This window comes from Streptomyces sp. NPDC046909, assembly GCF_040644695.1.
Classification (GTDB): Bacteria; Actinomycetota; Actinomycetes; order Streptomycetales; family Streptomycetaceae; genus Streptomyces.
In genome coordinates this window covers 21,551-35,754 of record NZ_JBEYXC010000035.1, presented here as the reverse complement: position 1 = coordinate 35,754, position 14,204 = coordinate 21,551, and the positions used below count along the sequence as shown (strand labels likewise).

The window sequence follows — 14,204 nt, the reverse complement described above, 5'->3', positions numbered from 1 at the left end:
AATGATCAAGGCGTGGACTCCTACCGCCGAACCGCACATTAGGTGACAGAGTGTCAGGGGCTGAGCCCGTGCGCACCTGATATCCGGCTGGCCGGAAATGCGCACCGAGGCCTCCGTTCTCCGTCGGCCGCGCATCGGTTCATGGGGGCACAGCAGGCGGCGGGGTGGCGGTGGAAGGAGCGGAGGAGGCCGGATCGGTGGGCGGCGCCGGGGCGGCGAGGGAAGTGCTGGTCTGCACGCGCTCGAGGTGTCCCAGGCCTGCGCTTAGGTCAGTGATCCCGTCCAGGAATCGGTCTTCTTGCCGGCGGCGCATGGAGGCCGTGCGGAAATGGGAGATGCCCGTGAGGAGCTCGGTCACGCCCCGTGCCGTGGCCGTGATCGCAGGAGGGAGGGCGATCGCGAGGGCCACCCAGAGGGGTGCGTCGCTGAGCGCAGTCAGGCCCGCGGCGGTCATGGTGAGCAGGTCAGGGATGCTGGGGGAGGTCATCGGCAGGCTCCGGAGGCGAGTTCTATCCCGGGGCAGGCCGGGGCAGGAGAGCGCGGGTGGTTGCAGTGGTCGGCGGCACTGTGGCCCGGCGCGGTGCTAGCGGCGCAAGTCCGGTGTTGGGCAGCAAAGTTGAACAGTCGAGTCGGTTACCTGGGGTCGCCCGCGGCGACAGAGTTCTCCTGCTCCCTGCACGGTGGCGGCCGGTGGTCACGAATTGGGTTCCGAGCGCGAGGAGCCGCAGCCCCAGCTGTGATGACGGCAACGCCGACGAGCTGGGCTGGCGGCTCGGTCACGAGTCCGTGGAGGATCAGGGGAAGGGCCTGCTGAACAGGATCTGGCATCGGTAGGGTTTCCCAAACAGGCGTGCGATCGCGACGTGTTGGCCCTGGTCGGGGTCTGGGCCGTGGGCGCTTCACACGGTGCCCGGGCCGGCGGGGCGGCTCCAGTTGTCCGGCTTCCGGGCTGGACAGGGCTGGACGGCCCGCTGGAGACGAGGAGTGGCAGGTTGTCCGAGCCAGGCCGGCGCACCAAAGGGTGGGGCGATCTCAAGGGCCCTACCGAGCAGGCGAACGCCACAGCTGCCCTGTTACGGAGCTGGCTGGACAAGGCGCGGCTGCGCCTCGACGATGTCCGGCCGCTGCTGACACCTGAGCACTTCAGCAGTGGTCGCGTTCCCAGCCGTTCGACCATCAGCGAGCGGCTCGCGGGGGTGCGCCTGGAGGAGGACTTCGTCCAGGCGATCGCTGATGTGTGTTCCGGAGACGACGCCGCGCTCAGAGATCGGCTGTTGCAGGAAGCTGCCGCCGTTGCCGCCCGGGAGCACGGCATCCGGCCGCCCCACGGGGCCGCGCGGAACCTGGGCACCACGGTGCCGGCGAGCGAGCTGGTTGCCGAGCAGCGGCGGTCACTGGCCTTGCAGGACCGACTGCTGCGCGCCATGGAGCGGGCCGTCGAGCTGGAACATGAGCGCACCGGCGCCCACCGGATGGTCTGCGTGCTGCTGACCATGGTCGACAAGCTCCAGCGTGACATCGCCGCCCTGTCCGCCAGGCGCGACAAGCTGCAGGATCGTGCCGACGAGCACCCCATGCTGGACACGGTGCGCAAGCAGCTGGCGCGCAGCGAAAACCAGCGACGGACAGCGGAAGCCTCCCTGCAGCGGGCCAGGGACGAACGCAGCAAAGCCGACCGGCTCGCCGCCGAAGCGGCCGAGCAGATCCGCACTCTCACCGCAGAACTCGAACAGCTGCGTCAACAGGCTGCTGGACAACCGGATAACTCCCCGCCACTCACCGTCTCCGACCACGCGGACTCGATCTCGCAGGACGTGGAGGCGGCAGCAGATGACATCGACGACGCACTGGTCAAAGCATCCCGACACCTGGACGACGGCGCCCAGCGTCTCGACGACCTCGCGCGTGAACTGCACCAGGACAACGCGCCGGATAACTCGGCCAGCCCGGCCTGTGCGGGCGAGGAGACCGCGGAGCCCGATGCCGAGGCAGACGCGGACGTCCTGGCACAGGACATCCTGCAGATGCTGCGACGCATGAGGGAGGGGCACTCCAGCTTCGTCGACCTGGCCCTTACTGCGTCAGCTGACTTCATCGTCGGGTTGATGGATGTGGTCCTGCGCTACGGAAAGGACGAAGAGGACTGGGACATGGCGTACGGCCTCCTGGAGGTCGCGGCAGCCCAGGCAACGCCGGCCCATATCTGTGCCCTCATCACGGAGCTGCACGCCAGGGGCGGAGAGATGTACGCTCACCGGCTGCTCAGCGTGATCGCCACACAACGCCTGCCCCTGCACATCGTCGACATGGTGGCCGCCCTGCGCGAGTCGCAGCAGCCCGCAGCCGCCTATCAGTTGCTGAGCGCTGTGGGCCGGGACCGTCCCGCCTGGTACATCCAGCCCATCTTGTGGCGTCTGAGCAGCTCAGACGCCACATGGCTGCTCGACGCGGTGACAGCCGAACGCACGCCCTTCGACATCGCTCAACTCCGCGCGATCCTGCGGAACAGCGGGCCCGAGCAGTACGCCGAACTGCTTCCCGCTCTCACGCTGACGGAGGCCGGGCGGATGCCCAGACTCCCTTACCGCTCTACCATGCGGCAGCTCGTCACCTGACAGCTGATCGGGCGCGGTGTTTGAAGCTGAACCTGTCACCAGGCGATCGCTGATGGCGATATCTGAATCTGGGTCTGCCCGCGGTTCCGTGACGCCGGTCTGATCAAGACGGTTCATCGAGATCGCGCACGCCGATAGCCTGCCACCATGGATGGCACACTCGGCGTGGCACTTCTAGGGTTGCTGTTGTCTACCGTCTCGCTGGGGTGGCAAGTGGCGAGCCACTTTCTTACCGCTGGACGAGTCCGATGCGAACTGTGGGTAGGGCGGAGTGGTTCGGAGTCGTTTCAACCGGGGCCGGGCTACAACCTGACGAGTTCGCCAGCCCATACCGATCTGCCCTATACGTCATACGCGCCAGACGTGGACGGCGCGGAGTACCCGCACGAGGTTCTCATCATCAAGGTGTCTAATGTTGGTAGATCACCGGTCGCTGTGACCTGGCCAAATGCGTACTTCAAGCGAAACGCTGTCTGGGGTATAGGAACTTATCCTCTTGGATTCGAGATGACGGGCAGCTATTACCTACTTGGCCCAGGCGAAACCAGAGATTGGGTTATGCCTTTATGGCCTGCGGTTCTGAAGTTTCGAGCTGAGCATCCCGGTGCGGCAGTAGTAATTCGCGGGCATGTTGGACTGGGCCGTGGGCAGGGGCGCCTGTCGCCCCGACGTAATGCGCTAGCCCTACCTTCCGACGCGGTTCCATCGCCCCAGCCTGGTCCTTCTCCCGGTCACAGCTGACACCGGCTATGGCCGACCGCGCACGGCCAGATCAGCTTCGGAACCGCGGACAGAGCCGTTTTCAAGAATCCGCATCATCGCCACCTGGTCGGTGACGAGTCGGCCGTTCTGGGAGCGGTGGGCGAGGCCGCTGTCGCGCATCGCGTGAACACCGGCGTCGGTCAGTCGGCACGGCGTGGTAGCGAGCGGGGGTGGCTCCGGGGTTCTGCCAGCGGTGCACGTTGATTCCGAACTGGTGGAGGAGCCCGGCGGCGAGTTCGTGGGCGCAGTCCAGAAGTGCTTCGGCGTCGGCGTAGGCGCACCCGCGAAGAGGAGAATGAACAGCAGGAGTTGGCCCACGGCCCCTACCTCGCCATGTGAACGCCACCTGCCGGGCTGCAGGAGGCGGCCATCTGTCAATGCCCATCCATAGACCTCAGCCGGTACCGTCCTGCATGGATGGCCCGGCAACGGGAGACGTTGGTGCGATGCACCCTGTCTATGTAACACGGAGCGCTCAATGACCAATTCGCCAAATCGCGGCCGGAACCTGTGTTCAATGCACCTCTTCATTGACAGCAACGTGCTGATTGGCGCCTTGTATCGGGACGATGAGAACGCGCAGAGATCGAGAGACCTCTTGAGGCTGTGGGAGGAGGGGTGGATCGGTCTGAGCCGTACGGACACGCTGGACACCGAGCGTCTGGAAGGCCAGGACGACGCCGTGAAGGCTCAGCGCTTGATGGAGAGCGCAGACCTTCCCGAAGCTCTGGGGGCCATGGTCTGGGACAACTCTCGGTGGGACCACGCCGTATGGGGTACCGCCGAAGACGGGCAGCGCATCCACGAGGCTTTCGCCATCATCTTTCCGAACAAGGATTGGACAACTGCGAACAAGAACTCAAGGCGGGACGCTATGCACGTTGCCACGGCGGCCCGGTACGCAGCCACTGCTTTCGTGACGAACGAGAAGGCAATCTACGCGAAAGACGAGCAGATCTTGGCGCGTCTGGGAATTCGAGTGTGGAACCCGCAGCGCGCTGTTGATGAAGTGATGAATGGTGTCGCTGCCTTGCGGCGACTCCACGCGTTGGAGCCGGAACGCGGTCCACTGCCGGATTGAACCTGTACGCGGACCAGGTCGTAGGCGAAGTGCTGATCGAGCGCGGAGTCCAGGAGATCCGCCACGCAGGCACGGTGGTGTCAGAGCGGTCATTGCCGTCCGCCGGTGTCGGCGGACACCCCGAGCGCCCGGCCGATCTCGGGCCAGCCGTCCCCGGCGGCCCGGTCGGCGGCGACCGCGACGGCCAGGAGCTCGCGCACCTCGGCGAGGACGTCGACCTCCGGACGCGTGTACCGCGCGCCCGGCCGATGCGGCGGCCGCGTGGCGGCGAGAGTACGCATCCCTGGAACCGCTCGTCCGCGTCGAGCAGGCGAATCACCTCATGTACTTCACCCACCGCGGCATCGAGGAACTGACGAGGCCTGTTCCTCGACGTCGAGGACGCGGCCACAACCTTCGACCGTTATGGCGCGGTTTGCGGCGGTCCCGGGGAGGGTGGGCCGGTGCCACGTCGCCAGCCACTGTCCAGAAAACGAGGCACTATTGGAGTGAGGTGGGGATGGCGAAGACGGCAATGTCATTGTCAAGGCCGCACACGAGGTAGCTCGCGTAAATATCGAGGGCCTGGCATCCACGCCCCGTTCGGATCAGTCGTGACTTGCCTCGCTTCAGATCCCAGATCCGCACGGTGGCGTCGCTGGAGCCGGTGACTGCCGTAGGGCAACTATCCGACGTAGTGCACGCGATCGTGTAGACAGCCTGAGTGTGGCCGATCAATGGCTGCCCGAGCTGCTGGCCGGTCGTCAGGTCCCACATTCGCACTGACCCATCGATCGCGCCGGTGATCGCGATGGGCTGGCCGTCCAGTTCTGTGCATGCCACGGCGTATACGGCGGCCTCGTGCCCCGTCATCGGCTGGCCGAGCTGTTGGTGTGTCGTCAGGTTCCAGATCCGTATGCTGTTGTCGTTCGCGCCGGTGATCGCGATGGGCTGGCCGTCCAGTTCTGTGCAGGCTACCGAGTTGATGGCAGCCGTGTGGCCGGTAAGCGGTTGGCCGAGTTTGCGACGGGCATTGAGATCCCAGAGCAGTACTGTGCCGTCACCCGCACCTGTAACCGCGACGGGGTGGCCGTCCAGGACTGTGCACGCTACTGCGGACACACAGTTCCCGTGGCCGGTGAGCGCGTGACCGATATGTCGACGGATAGCGACATCTCGGATTTTTACTGTGCCGTCCCATGCTCCGGTGACTGCAATGGGCTGACCATCCAGACGTGTGCACGTGACTGTGTAGACGGCGCCGGAGTTCTCGACAAGGGGCTGGCCGAGCTGCTTCCCGGTCAGAGCCTGTGTCTGAACCGCTGAGGTGGATCTCCGGGCAGGTCTAGCCTGGCGGTGTGTTCGGGTTCGTCGGACCGCCGCTTCAGCGGTGCTGTCCGGTGTGTGACTCTCCGTTGGAGTCAGGGGCCGCGCCGCGGGCGGTGTACTGCTCGGCAGCGTGTCGGGCCAGGCAGTGGCGGCATGCACTCCGGATCCAACGCCGTGCCGTAGCTGAGCGCGACGGTGTGGGACGCCGGGTCTGCCCGGTCTGCCAGACGGTGTGGGTGGCCGGGGTGGATCACCGCAGCAACGCGGTGTACTGCTCGGCGAAGTGCCGCGGGAGGGCCGCCTACGAGCGAAGGAAAGCGTTCGCCGAAGCGCGGAATTGACGCTTGAGCGAACGGCCGTTGTGACCGTTCGGGTTCCGTTCGGTCAGTTCTGGTCGGCGCTGGCGGACGATCTCGCGGCGGGACAACGCTGAGCCGTATCGCGGGCCTGGTCCTGTCGCCGGCACTGTGCCGCCCCCGGGTCCGCGGCAGGTGGTGATGGCTATGCCCACCATGATCGGCCATGTGACCCAGGACCGCTACGACGAACTCGTGGCGGAGTCGAAACTGCTGGTCGAGACCGAGCGGGACACGCACTTCAAACTAGGTGACTACGCTTTGGAAGTGGAGCCCCTCCAGCCGAAGGGGGGTGCGCGGGCCGCGGCGGGCCAGGACGTGCAGTCGGTCGAGGAGACCATGGCCCGGTTCGCCGACGATGTCGGGATCTGCGTGCACAGCGTGATGAACTACCGGTTCACCGCGGCGCACTGGCCGCCGGAACACCGGATGCAGGGCGTCTCCATCGACATCCACCGCATCCTGATGAGCCATCCGGACCGGTTCGAGCTGATCCGCAACCCGCCGTTCAACCCCCACTACGGCACCCACCGGTGGACCCAGGACGCGGCGAGGCGGGTGCGGGGCTGGAACGTGCAGCATCCGGTGTCGCAGCAGGAGAAGGTGACCGCGATCCACGGTCTGGCCGTCGACGACCAGGTCGCCGCCCAGGTCGCGGCGGACCTGCTGCAACGCCCGGCGGTGGCCCGCGAGGTCCCGCCGCAGGTGCGGGTGGAGACGATCGGCGGCCTGGCCCACGACGAGCAAGTGGCCGCGGAGGCCGCCCGGCGGCTGCTGCACCGGCCCGATGTCGCGTTCAAGGCCATGGGGGACGACCGGGCGCGGCAGCAGGTCAACCACGCCCAGGTCGAACGCGGACGCCAGGCCCGCGAGGAGTACGAGCGCGCCAGCGAACTCGCCCCCACCGTCAAGCAGTTCGAGCGGACGGTGGAGTTCTTGGACCTGGTCGGGGCCTGCCACGCCTTCGTCGCCACCGCCGGCCGGGTGGTCCCGGGCCTGCGCGGCCGGAGCATGTCGGACGACGAGAAGGCGGTCCTGCGGGAGAACGTGGCGAGGGTACGCGCCACGCTGGAGTGGATCGAACACGCCGCCGAGACCGGCGACGTGGACGTGGACGAAGCGCTGGCCCGGCTCCTGCGGGGCGAGTAGCCGTGGCGCGCTCCAGAAGGGAGCGCGTGAGGCGCCGCTCACCGGCCGCTGCCCGTCATGCCGACTCGATCCGGCTGGCGTTGATGGAGGTCGCCCCGGCCGGGCTGAAGAAGCCCCGGCTGATGGCGGTGACCGAGCTGTCAAGGTCGCAGATCGTGCGCGGGCTCGCCGCCTACCGCGAACTCGCCGGGGAGAAGCGGTGGCCGCCGCTGGTGTGGTCGTTTCAGACCGGGTACCGCTTCTGCGAGGACGCCGAGGAGTTGGAGCAGTGGGAGCGGCAGTGGGCCGAGGTGAAGTACACGCAGATCACCGGCGTGATCACCGGGATCCTGGACCCGCACGCGAGGCTGTTTCCCAAAAGCCGCTGGGTGAGCTATGTCGTCGCCCAGATAAACGCCATCCAGAGCTCTCTCGACATGATCGCCCACCCGCAGCTTTAGCGAATACGGCCGGCGCACACGAGGAGAGGAGACCGAGGGACCGGCCCGCGCGTCCGCACGCACTCCCCGGGCCGGTCCCTCACCCCGTTCATGCGCACCCGTCGCTACCCGTCGGACATGACGGACGCCGAGTGGGTCCTGATCGAGCCGCTGCTGCCGCCGCCGGCCTGCACGCTCCCCAGGGGCGGGCATCCGGAGAAGTGGCCCCGCAGAGAGATCGTCGACGGCATCCGCTACCTCGTCGACAACGGGATCAAGTGGCGCAGCATGCCCGCCGACTATCCGCCCTGGCGCACGATTTATGGCTTTGCCCGCCGGTGGGCCGCCGCCGGAGTCCTGGGAGTCATCCGTGACCAGCTGCGCCGCCGCATCCGGTTGAGTGCGGGCAAGACGCCCCAGACCGCCTCAGTGATCGTCGACTCGCAGTCCGTCAAGGCGTCCGAGACGGTCAGTAAGGCAACGCGGGGCTGGGACGCCGGGAAACTGATCAACGGCCGGAAACGGCACATGATCTGTGACCATCGCAGTCTCGTCCTGCTCGTCATGGTCACTCCCGCCGATGCCCAGGACTCCCTGGTCGCACGGGAGCTGCTGTTCCGTCTCGCGCTGCTGCACCCGGAGATCGCCATCGTCTGGGCCGACTCCGCCTACGCCAAGAACGACCTGGTGGACTGGGCGAAGAAGTACCTCGACATCACCATCAAGACGGTCCGGCGCCCGCCGGATGCCAAGGGCTTCGTCGTCCTCCCACGCAGGTGGGCCGTCGAACGGGGCTGGTCATGGATCATGAGGGCCCGCCGGCACTGCCGCGACCACGAACGGCTGCCCGAGATGAGCGAATCCCTGATCACGTGGGCGGCGATCACGCTGATGACCCGGCGCCTGACCCGTCGCACGGCCCGTCCCGCCGAACGCCGTGACATCGCCCACGGCTACGTGATGCCAGAGGCCGCCTGACCAGCTCAGTGCCGAGGCTACTCAGCGATTGCGGCGGCGCCAACGCACGAAGAGAATCCCCGCGATCGCCCCCACGGCGATGAGGACGAAGCCGAACCAAGGGCCGACGGCTCCGCCGGCGCCGCCGAGTGAGGCGATGATCGCGGCTACGTATATCGCACCCAAATAGACTGCGCCGACGATGCGGAGAATCCGAACAATCCAGTGCCAGACCTGTCCGGACCTAGCAGTGCGTGGCGTTGCCGCCCGTTCCCGTGCTGGAACGGAGGGTCCTGTGGTTTTTTCGGAGACGTGAGCCGGCCCCACCCCTGAGCCGGTGTCGGCCCTAGTTCGTGCCTCCCGAGCGCCCTGCCCTGGATTTCGGATGTGCCCCGGCTGTACGGGGGATGGCCCGATGAGGGGATGAGGCCAGAAGTCGTTCCCGGAGCCAGGCCGCGACTCGGTCGGCTGGGGAGCGGAGCCGGCTGGCCTCGCCGGTGCTTCCACGACTGGCGTGGTGGTCGGCGCTGGTTTGACGACCGGCCCGGGCGGAGGCGCGGGAGCCGGTGGCAGCAAGCTCTGCAGCCGGGCTGCAGCTGCGGCGGACACGGTCCGGCTGTCGTCGTCGGCCAGCCGCCGGATCTCCTCAAGGACGTGCCGCCGCACATGGTTGTTGCCGATCCGGTGCAGGTGGGCGAGCCCGTCGAGGGCACCGAGCCGGTCGGTGGCAATCGGACTGGCCAGCGCATGGTGCAGGTGGGCAGGCAGCGTCCAGTGGATGTTCCGGGCGATGACGATGCGGCCCTCGACGTTGTCCTGCTTCTTGGGCCGCTGCTGCGGCATCTCGTCGACGACCCGGTCGTGTACGTAGCTGTACAGCTCGTCGAGGGTGATGTCGCCGTCGCCGTCGAGATCGGCGCTACCGTCCTGGAGACCTGCGACCAGGTGACGGGTGAACACCGACTGCGCGGCCGTGCCGTGCGGCTGGTTGCCCTCGAACGAGTATTGGGTCGCATCGGATGCCGTCAGCACCGTCCGTCCTCGGCCCTGGAACCGCTCCAGCGCGTGCACATCGGTGTCGGCCTTGGCGACACGCCCGGTCGGAAAGGCGCCGCTGTAGCAGCAGTCGAGGATCAGTACCTTCTGCCGGGACATGCTGCCGGACATGGCCTGGTCGATCTGCTCCGCGGGCAGGGACGTGAACAGCAGACTGCCGCGGCGGGTGTTCGTCGTCGCCAGATAGAGCCGGCCATCGTCGTCCTTGAGGCCGTGGCCAGTGAAGTACAACAGGGTGAGGTCGTCCCGCCGCCGGTCACGGTAGAGGTCGCCGATGGCCTCACCGACCCGGTAGTGCGGCTCGTTGATCAGCGTGGTGACCTCGAACCCCGCGATATCGGCGTCCTTCAGGACCGCGGCGAGTGCCTCCGCATCATGGGCCGGGGCAGTCAGCGCCCGTAGCCCATCGTCCTGGTAGTCGTACGTGGCGATCAGCAGCGCCAGTCGGCGGCCCATGGCTACTCACCGGTGTGGCGACGGACGTACGCATCGATCAGTTCCCGCCGCTCAGCGGCAGACGCTCGATCCAGTTCGATGGTGTCGCCGTCGATGGTCAACGAGATGCGATGACGGGCGGAATGCCGGCTGAGCCACTCACGCAAGGTCTCAATGAGCGAGGTGAACACGCCACCAGAGGCGCTCAGCGCGACAACGACCGCCCCCAATGCGACGGCATCGGTGCCCTTCGCCCCGTCAGGAGCCGTCCCGGCGAGGGTTGGACCGACCGACTCGACATCCAACTCGGAGATCTCAGCACGCAATTGGCGCACCAGCCGCTCGGCAGGCTCCGAGTCCAGCTCGGGATCGAACGCGATGGACAACAGCACCTGCATCACGCGATCCGAACCGGATCTCCCTGGTCCATGGCCCGTGGAATCCTCAACCTGCACGAGTCCCCCGATTACGAAGCGTCCCAAAACCGTTCCTCACAGTGTGACGAACCGCGACCGCCGACGGCAGTACTTCGCGCTCATTCGCCAATCGGTAACCCGGCGCGGCTCGAAGGGTGGGCACTGGCCGCGAGGCGCCCAACACCGGGATCGCAAACAGGCACTCAGGAGGAACTCTCCAACAGCGGCACGCAGTTGCGAAACCAGTACCGAGCAACTGTCCGCACACATCTCGCAGCCATGCCGCCCGACCTGCACAGACGCGCGGCCGAGCCCGCCTCATGCGGACCGGACCGAAGTACTGAACACGTGCCCCTCGGCACACCTGACGAGCGGCCGTCCGAAGCCCCGCACGGCCTGCAGCCCACCGCGGCCGCTCGCAGCTCGCAGGTCCGGGCTCGGCCGGTTGCCGCGGAATATCCCCACGCCGGTTCTACCAGCGGTAGAATGGCTTCATGGGTGATCAGGACACCAGTATCAAGACGACGCGGGCCGTGCGCGACCGCTTGCGGACTCTGGCCAGCGAGCGCGGCACCACCATGAACGACCTCCTGGAAACGCTCGTGACGCGCGAGCTGACCGAGGCGGAGCGGGAGCAGCGCGCGCAGCAGGCACTCGCGGAGATCCAGGAGACAACCGGCACCACCGTCTCCGACGACGCACGTGCCCGGGCCCGCGCCTTCCTGCAGCGCCTCGGACAGGAGCACCACGCCGCGTGATCCGCGTCCTGCTCGACCACACCTGCATCAAGGCCCTCGCCGAGGGCGATGAATTCCTCAACGGCCTGTACGTCGAGGCCAGCTACGGCTACGCCGAGATCGTCATCCCCGCCCTGTCCGCCACCGTCGCCGAGCGCGAGAAACCCGGCACCGGCCAGCACATCCTCAGCCGCCGCTTCACCACCGTCGCCGACTTCACCCACGCCCACGCCCTGCTGGCCGGGACCTGGCGACAGGCAGACTGGCGGATCCTGCACCCAGCCGCCACCGTGCTCGTCGATCAGCACGCCGACGGCAACGCCACGCTGTTGTCCCTGGACACCGACCTGTACGCCGGCACGGGAGTCAGCCCCCTCAACCCGCTGGAGCCGTAGCGAGCCAAACGGGGAATTACCGGCGCTTGCGGCGTCGCACCCGGGGGCAGGCCGGGTGCGGCCGTGATCGAGGTCTGTTTGACCCGGCTCGCCAGAGGGATCGCCGGGCGATGGCCGCGTGGAGCGGAAGGATGGCCTTGCGGCCATCGCACGGGGACGGGCGTCACACGAGGTCGAGCGCGGACAGCGTGGTCAGAGAGAGTCCCATGGAGATCGCGAAAGCGCCTCCTGCGGAGAGGATGGCCTCGGCCAGGGACGCGCCGGTGATGCGGGTGAGGATGCCGGCGCCGGTGGCCACGATTATGGAGACCAGCGCGCAGATCACCACCAGCAGCACCTTGTCGCGGAACGTCGGGTTGGACATGGGTCCGGATGACCTTTCCGGTGGCCGGACCTGGGGTGCAACGGCACTCAGCCCGACCACCACGTTTTGTGTACGTGGGATCTTGCTGAGGCCGTGCCGACGTTCACTGGTCTCGCTGCCGTGCCAGGGCGTCCTGTGGCTGTCCATCCCGGTCTGCTCGGTATCCGCCTGGTCGTGGTCCCATCAAAGCCCCGGGGTCTCGGCCCCGAGAACACACATAGCCACACCCATAGCATCGGCACGATGAGGCTCAAGCCCACTTCGGGGCGCCTTGGTGTCGGCCGACCCGGGACACGTCGGGATTCCCGGGCTCGCGCACGTCGCTCGTGCCGCACTGTAGCGGCAGGGCCAAGCGTCAACGCCCGTGACACGCACACATGTTCAGTTCGTTCTCCGTCACAAGACGGTCCGCCCGGGGGCCGGGCGGATATCGTCACGAAGGGGCTCGGAGCCACCCTCAATGGCTCCGAGCCCCTTCGCGTACGGCGCCGTGTGGGGTCAGGAGGCCTGGTCCGACGGCAGGACCAGCGCGAGGTACTCCTCCAGGGTCGCCTCGTCGAGCTTGCTGTCCATGGACAGCGCCCTGTGCAGTGCCTTGCCCGTGGTGGTGGGCGGGACGTCCCAGCGGTCCTCCGCCGTCCGGAGGATGTCGCCGATCGTGGTCTTTGCGGAGGCGGGGTGGTGCCGGATGAACCAGTCGAGCATCCCGGTCACCGGGAGGCCGAGGGTGAGCTCCCACGGCTTCACCTCCTGCCCCTCCTTCCGCTCGTCGTGGTAGGCGAGGCTGGAGGCGTACTCGTCCAGGACGGCGTGCCGGACGGTGGCGCTGAGCAGGTCGACGGGCAGGATCTGCTTCAGGCTGATCGCGACGCTCCAGGCCAGGTCGTCGGCGATCTCCTGGACGTCCGCCTCGTTGCGGTGGCGCAGAACCCAGCGCTTGCGCCAGTCGGGGCGCCCCCACAGGGAGCGGTGGAAGTCCGTGGCGAACCGGTCGCGGATGTCGGCGGCGCCGGGGGAGAGACGGTGGCGGTCGCCGGCGGACATGGCCGTCTTGATGCCGTCCGCGGAGCGGCGCCGGGCGTCGGCCCAGTCCTGCGCCACGGGCTGCGACCACATGGCCCGTCCGCCGACGGTGGCCTGGGGCATCGGCATGTCGCCCTCGCCGCGCGAGAGGTAGGCCCGCAGCGTTGAGGCGGTGATTTCTCCGAGCGCCGCCACCTCCGGGATGCCGAGCAGCTGGTCGCCGGCCAGTTCGGGGCTGGCGATGTTCACCACGCATTCGTCCAGGGGCAGCGCCTTCTGCTGCTGATTGTGTAGCTGTGCCCACAGGGCGAGGTGGTCCCTCCAGTTGTCGGGGGCGGGGGTGTCGGCGTTGAAGGCGGTGATCTTCGTGAGGTGTGCGCGGCCGGGGTCGGCGCCGGCGTCGAGCATGTCGGCGGCGCTGACGGTGACGGCGGCGGAGGCCTTGCGGTGCTCGTAGCGTTCGCGGACCGGGTCCCAGACCTGGTCGGGTCGGTACCAGGCGACGCCGTCCCACCAGTAGCCGCCGGCGCGGAAGAGCAGCGGGGGGCCGTACCACTCGCCGTGCATGGGGGCGATGTCCTCGTTGCGCATGAGCAGTACGGTCCGGCCGCGTTGGGGGTGGTGGCGCACCGACCAGCCCAGGTCGTGGCGGATGGGGTCGGTGGTGAAGGCGAGCCATCCGCCGTCGGTGTCGTCGACGCGGCCCCACATGCCCTCGCCCTTGTTGCGGCCCACGGCCTCGATCGCGTCGCCTCCCTGGTCGAGCGGAATGTGGGAGTCGTCGACGAATGGCAGGCCGGGGACGGGGTGATCGGTTCGTATGCCGTTCGCCAGCGGGCGGAACTGGTACACCAAGGTGCTGTCTCCTTCTCTGCGTCGAGTGTTGTAGTGTTCTACAGCTTTCAATGTCTCCGTTCTGCATCATGTCAAAACCCTTTGGTACAGCGCGTTTTGGTCAAGCTTCTACAGCTGGCGTGCTGTGGTCGTTGGTTCGAGTGTCCGTTCCCGGTGAAGATGATCGACTCCCAGCGGATCTGATCAACGATGTGATCCGTCCCGCGGCAATTGATCAAAAGCTGTTCGCGCTGTCACCCGTTTGAGAGATCGCCCTCGGTTGCGGTGTGGGTACGG

General features: G+C 67.4%; 14 protein-coding genes. 7 read left to right on the top strand and 7 right to left on the bottom strand.

Annotated features, from left to right (window positions below; genetic code table 11):
* Nucleotides 1-139: 139 nt before the first annotated feature.
* Nucleotides 140-487, bottom strand: coding sequence for a hypothetical protein (locus ABZ928_RS52335; RefSeq protein ID WP_361536745.1), 348 nt, complete (start codon nt 485-487; stop codon nt 140-142).
* Between the two features lie 505 nt (nt 488-992).
* Between ABZ928_RS52335 and ABZ928_RS52330 the strand changes: the two genes are divergently transcribed.
* Both ABZ928_RS52330 and ABZ928_RS52325 read left to right on the top strand, forming a co-directional pair.
* Entirely contained in the window at nt 993-2,615 is a 1,623-nt protein-coding gene (locus tag ABZ928_RS52330; protein ID WP_361536743.1) for a hypothetical protein, read from the top strand.
* A 1,240-nt stretch (nt 2,616-3,855) separates the two neighbouring features.
* Nucleotides 3,856-4,458, top strand: coding sequence for a hypothetical protein (locus tag ABZ928_RS52325; protein WP_361536741.1), 603 nt, complete (start codon nt 3,856-3,858; stop codon nt 4,456-4,458).
* An 89-nt stretch (nt 4,459-4,547) separates the two neighbouring features.
* Here ABZ928_RS52325 and ABZ928_RS52320 read toward each other — a convergent pair whose 3' ends face one another.
* Both ABZ928_RS52320 and ABZ928_RS52315 read right to left on the bottom strand, forming a co-directional pair.
* The gene (locus ABZ928_RS52320) at nt 4,548-4,739 is read right to left on the bottom strand and encodes a hypothetical protein (protein WP_361536739.1); all 192 of its coding nucleotides are present in this window, start codon (nt 4,737-4,739) and stop codon (nt 4,548-4,550) included.
* Nucleotides 4,740-4,938: 199 nt separating this feature from the next.
* On the bottom strand, nt 4,939-5,925 hold the full coding sequence (locus ABZ928_RS52315) for a hypothetical protein (RefSeq protein ID WP_361536737.1): 987 nt from the start codon (nt 5,923-5,925) through the stop codon (nt 4,939-4,941).
* 344 nt (nt 5,926-6,269) lie between these two features.
* Between ABZ928_RS52315 and ABZ928_RS52310 the strand changes: the two genes are divergently transcribed.
* From ABZ928_RS52310 to ABZ928_RS52300, 3 genes are all read left to right on the top strand, one after another.
* Entirely contained in the window at nt 6,270-7,271 is a 1,002-nt protein-coding gene (locus ABZ928_RS52310) for a DUF6192 family protein (protein WP_361536735.1), read from the top strand.
* A gap of 26 nt (nt 7,272-7,297) precedes the next feature.
* Entirely contained in the window at nt 7,298-7,711 is a 414-nt protein-coding gene (locus ABZ928_RS52305) for a RacP protein (RefSeq protein WP_361536733.1), read from the top strand.
* A gap of 90 nt (nt 7,712-7,801) precedes the next feature.
* Nucleotides 7,802-8,668 (top strand): IS5 family transposase, encoded by an 867-nt coding sequence (locus ABZ928_RS52300; protein WP_361536731.1) that lies wholly within the window; start codon nt 7,802-7,804, stop codon nt 8,666-8,668.
* A 21-nt stretch (nt 8,669-8,689) separates the two neighbouring features.
* Here the strand turns inward: ABZ928_RS52300 and ABZ928_RS52295 are convergent, their stop codons facing one another.
* Together ABZ928_RS52295 and ABZ928_RS52290 are read right to left on the bottom strand one after the other, a co-directional pair.
* A complete protein-coding gene (locus ABZ928_RS52295) occupies nt 8,690-10,159 on the bottom strand; it encodes a caspase family protein (RefSeq protein WP_361536729.1) in 1,470 nt (489 codons plus the stop codon).
* Nucleotides 10,160-10,161: 2 nt separating this feature from the next.
* Complete coding sequence (locus ABZ928_RS52290) at nt 10,162-10,536, bottom strand: hypothetical protein (RefSeq protein WP_361536727.1); 375 nt, start codon at nt 10,534-10,536, stop codon at nt 10,162-10,164.
* A gap of 512 nt (nt 10,537-11,048) precedes the next feature.
* Here ABZ928_RS52290 and ABZ928_RS52285 point away from each other — a divergent pair.
* Nucleotides 11,049-11,312: a hypothetical protein gene (locus ABZ928_RS52285; RefSeq protein ID WP_361536725.1), complete on the top strand. Its 264-nt coding sequence runs from the start codon at nt 11,049-11,051 to the stop codon at nt 11,310-11,312.
* Nucleotides 11,309-11,686 carry a PIN domain-containing protein gene (locus ABZ928_RS52280; protein WP_361536723.1) on the top strand — a complete coding sequence of 126 codons (378 nt, stop codon included), beginning with the start codon at nt 11,309-11,311 and terminating at the stop codon, nt 11,684-11,686. Before ABZ928_RS52285 ends, ABZ928_RS52280 begins: the two co-directional genes overlap by 4 nt.
* Before the next feature lie 163 nt (nt 11,687-11,849).
* On the opposite strand, the gene ABZ928_RS52275 is transcribed toward ABZ928_RS52280, so the two are convergent.
* Nucleotides 11,850-12,050: a hypothetical protein gene (locus ABZ928_RS52275; protein ID WP_361536721.1), complete on the bottom strand. Its 201-nt coding sequence runs from the start codon at nt 12,048-12,050 to the stop codon at nt 11,850-11,852.
* A 498-nt stretch (nt 12,051-12,548) separates the two neighbouring features.
* Complete coding sequence (locus ABZ928_RS52270) at nt 12,549-13,925, bottom strand: hypothetical protein (protein WP_361536747.1); 1,377 nt, start codon at nt 13,923-13,925, stop codon at nt 12,549-12,551.
* Nucleotides 13,926-14,204: the final 279 nt, after the last annotated feature.

Coding starts and splice junctions, on each gene's coding strand:
- ABZ928_RS52325 (WP_361536741.1), top strand. CDS start 3,856: ATGACCAATTCGCCAAATCGCGGCCGGAACCTGTGTTCAATGCACCTC.
- ABZ928_RS52310 (WP_361536735.1), top strand. CDS start 6,270: ATGCCCACCATGATCGGCCATGTGACCCAGGACCGCTACGACGAACTC.
- ABZ928_RS52285 (WP_361536725.1), top strand. CDS start 11,049: ATGGGTGATCAGGACACCAGTATCAAGACGACGCGGGCCGTGCGCGAC.
- ABZ928_RS52275 (WP_361536721.1), bottom strand. CDS start 12,050: ATGTCCAACCCGACGTTCCGCGACAAGGTGCTGCTGGTGGTGATCTGC.
- ABZ928_RS52335 (WP_361536745.1), bottom strand. CDS start 487: ATGACCTCCCCCAGCATCCCTGACCTGCTCACCATGACCGCCGCGGGC.
- ABZ928_RS52320 (WP_361536739.1), bottom strand. CDS start 4,739: ATGCGTACTCTCGCCGCCACGCGGCCGCCGCATCGGCCGGGCGCGCGG.
- ABZ928_RS52300 (WP_361536731.1), top strand. CDS start 7,802: ATGCGCACCCGTCGCTACCCGTCGGACATGACGGACGCCGAGTGGGTC.
- ABZ928_RS52295 (WP_361536729.1), bottom strand. CDS start 10,159: ATGGGCCGCCGACTGGCGCTGCTGATCGCCACGTACGACTACCAGGAC.
- ABZ928_RS52290 (WP_361536727.1), bottom strand. CDS start 10,536: ATGCAGGTGCTGTTGTCCATCGCGTTCGATCCCGAGCTGGACTCGGAG.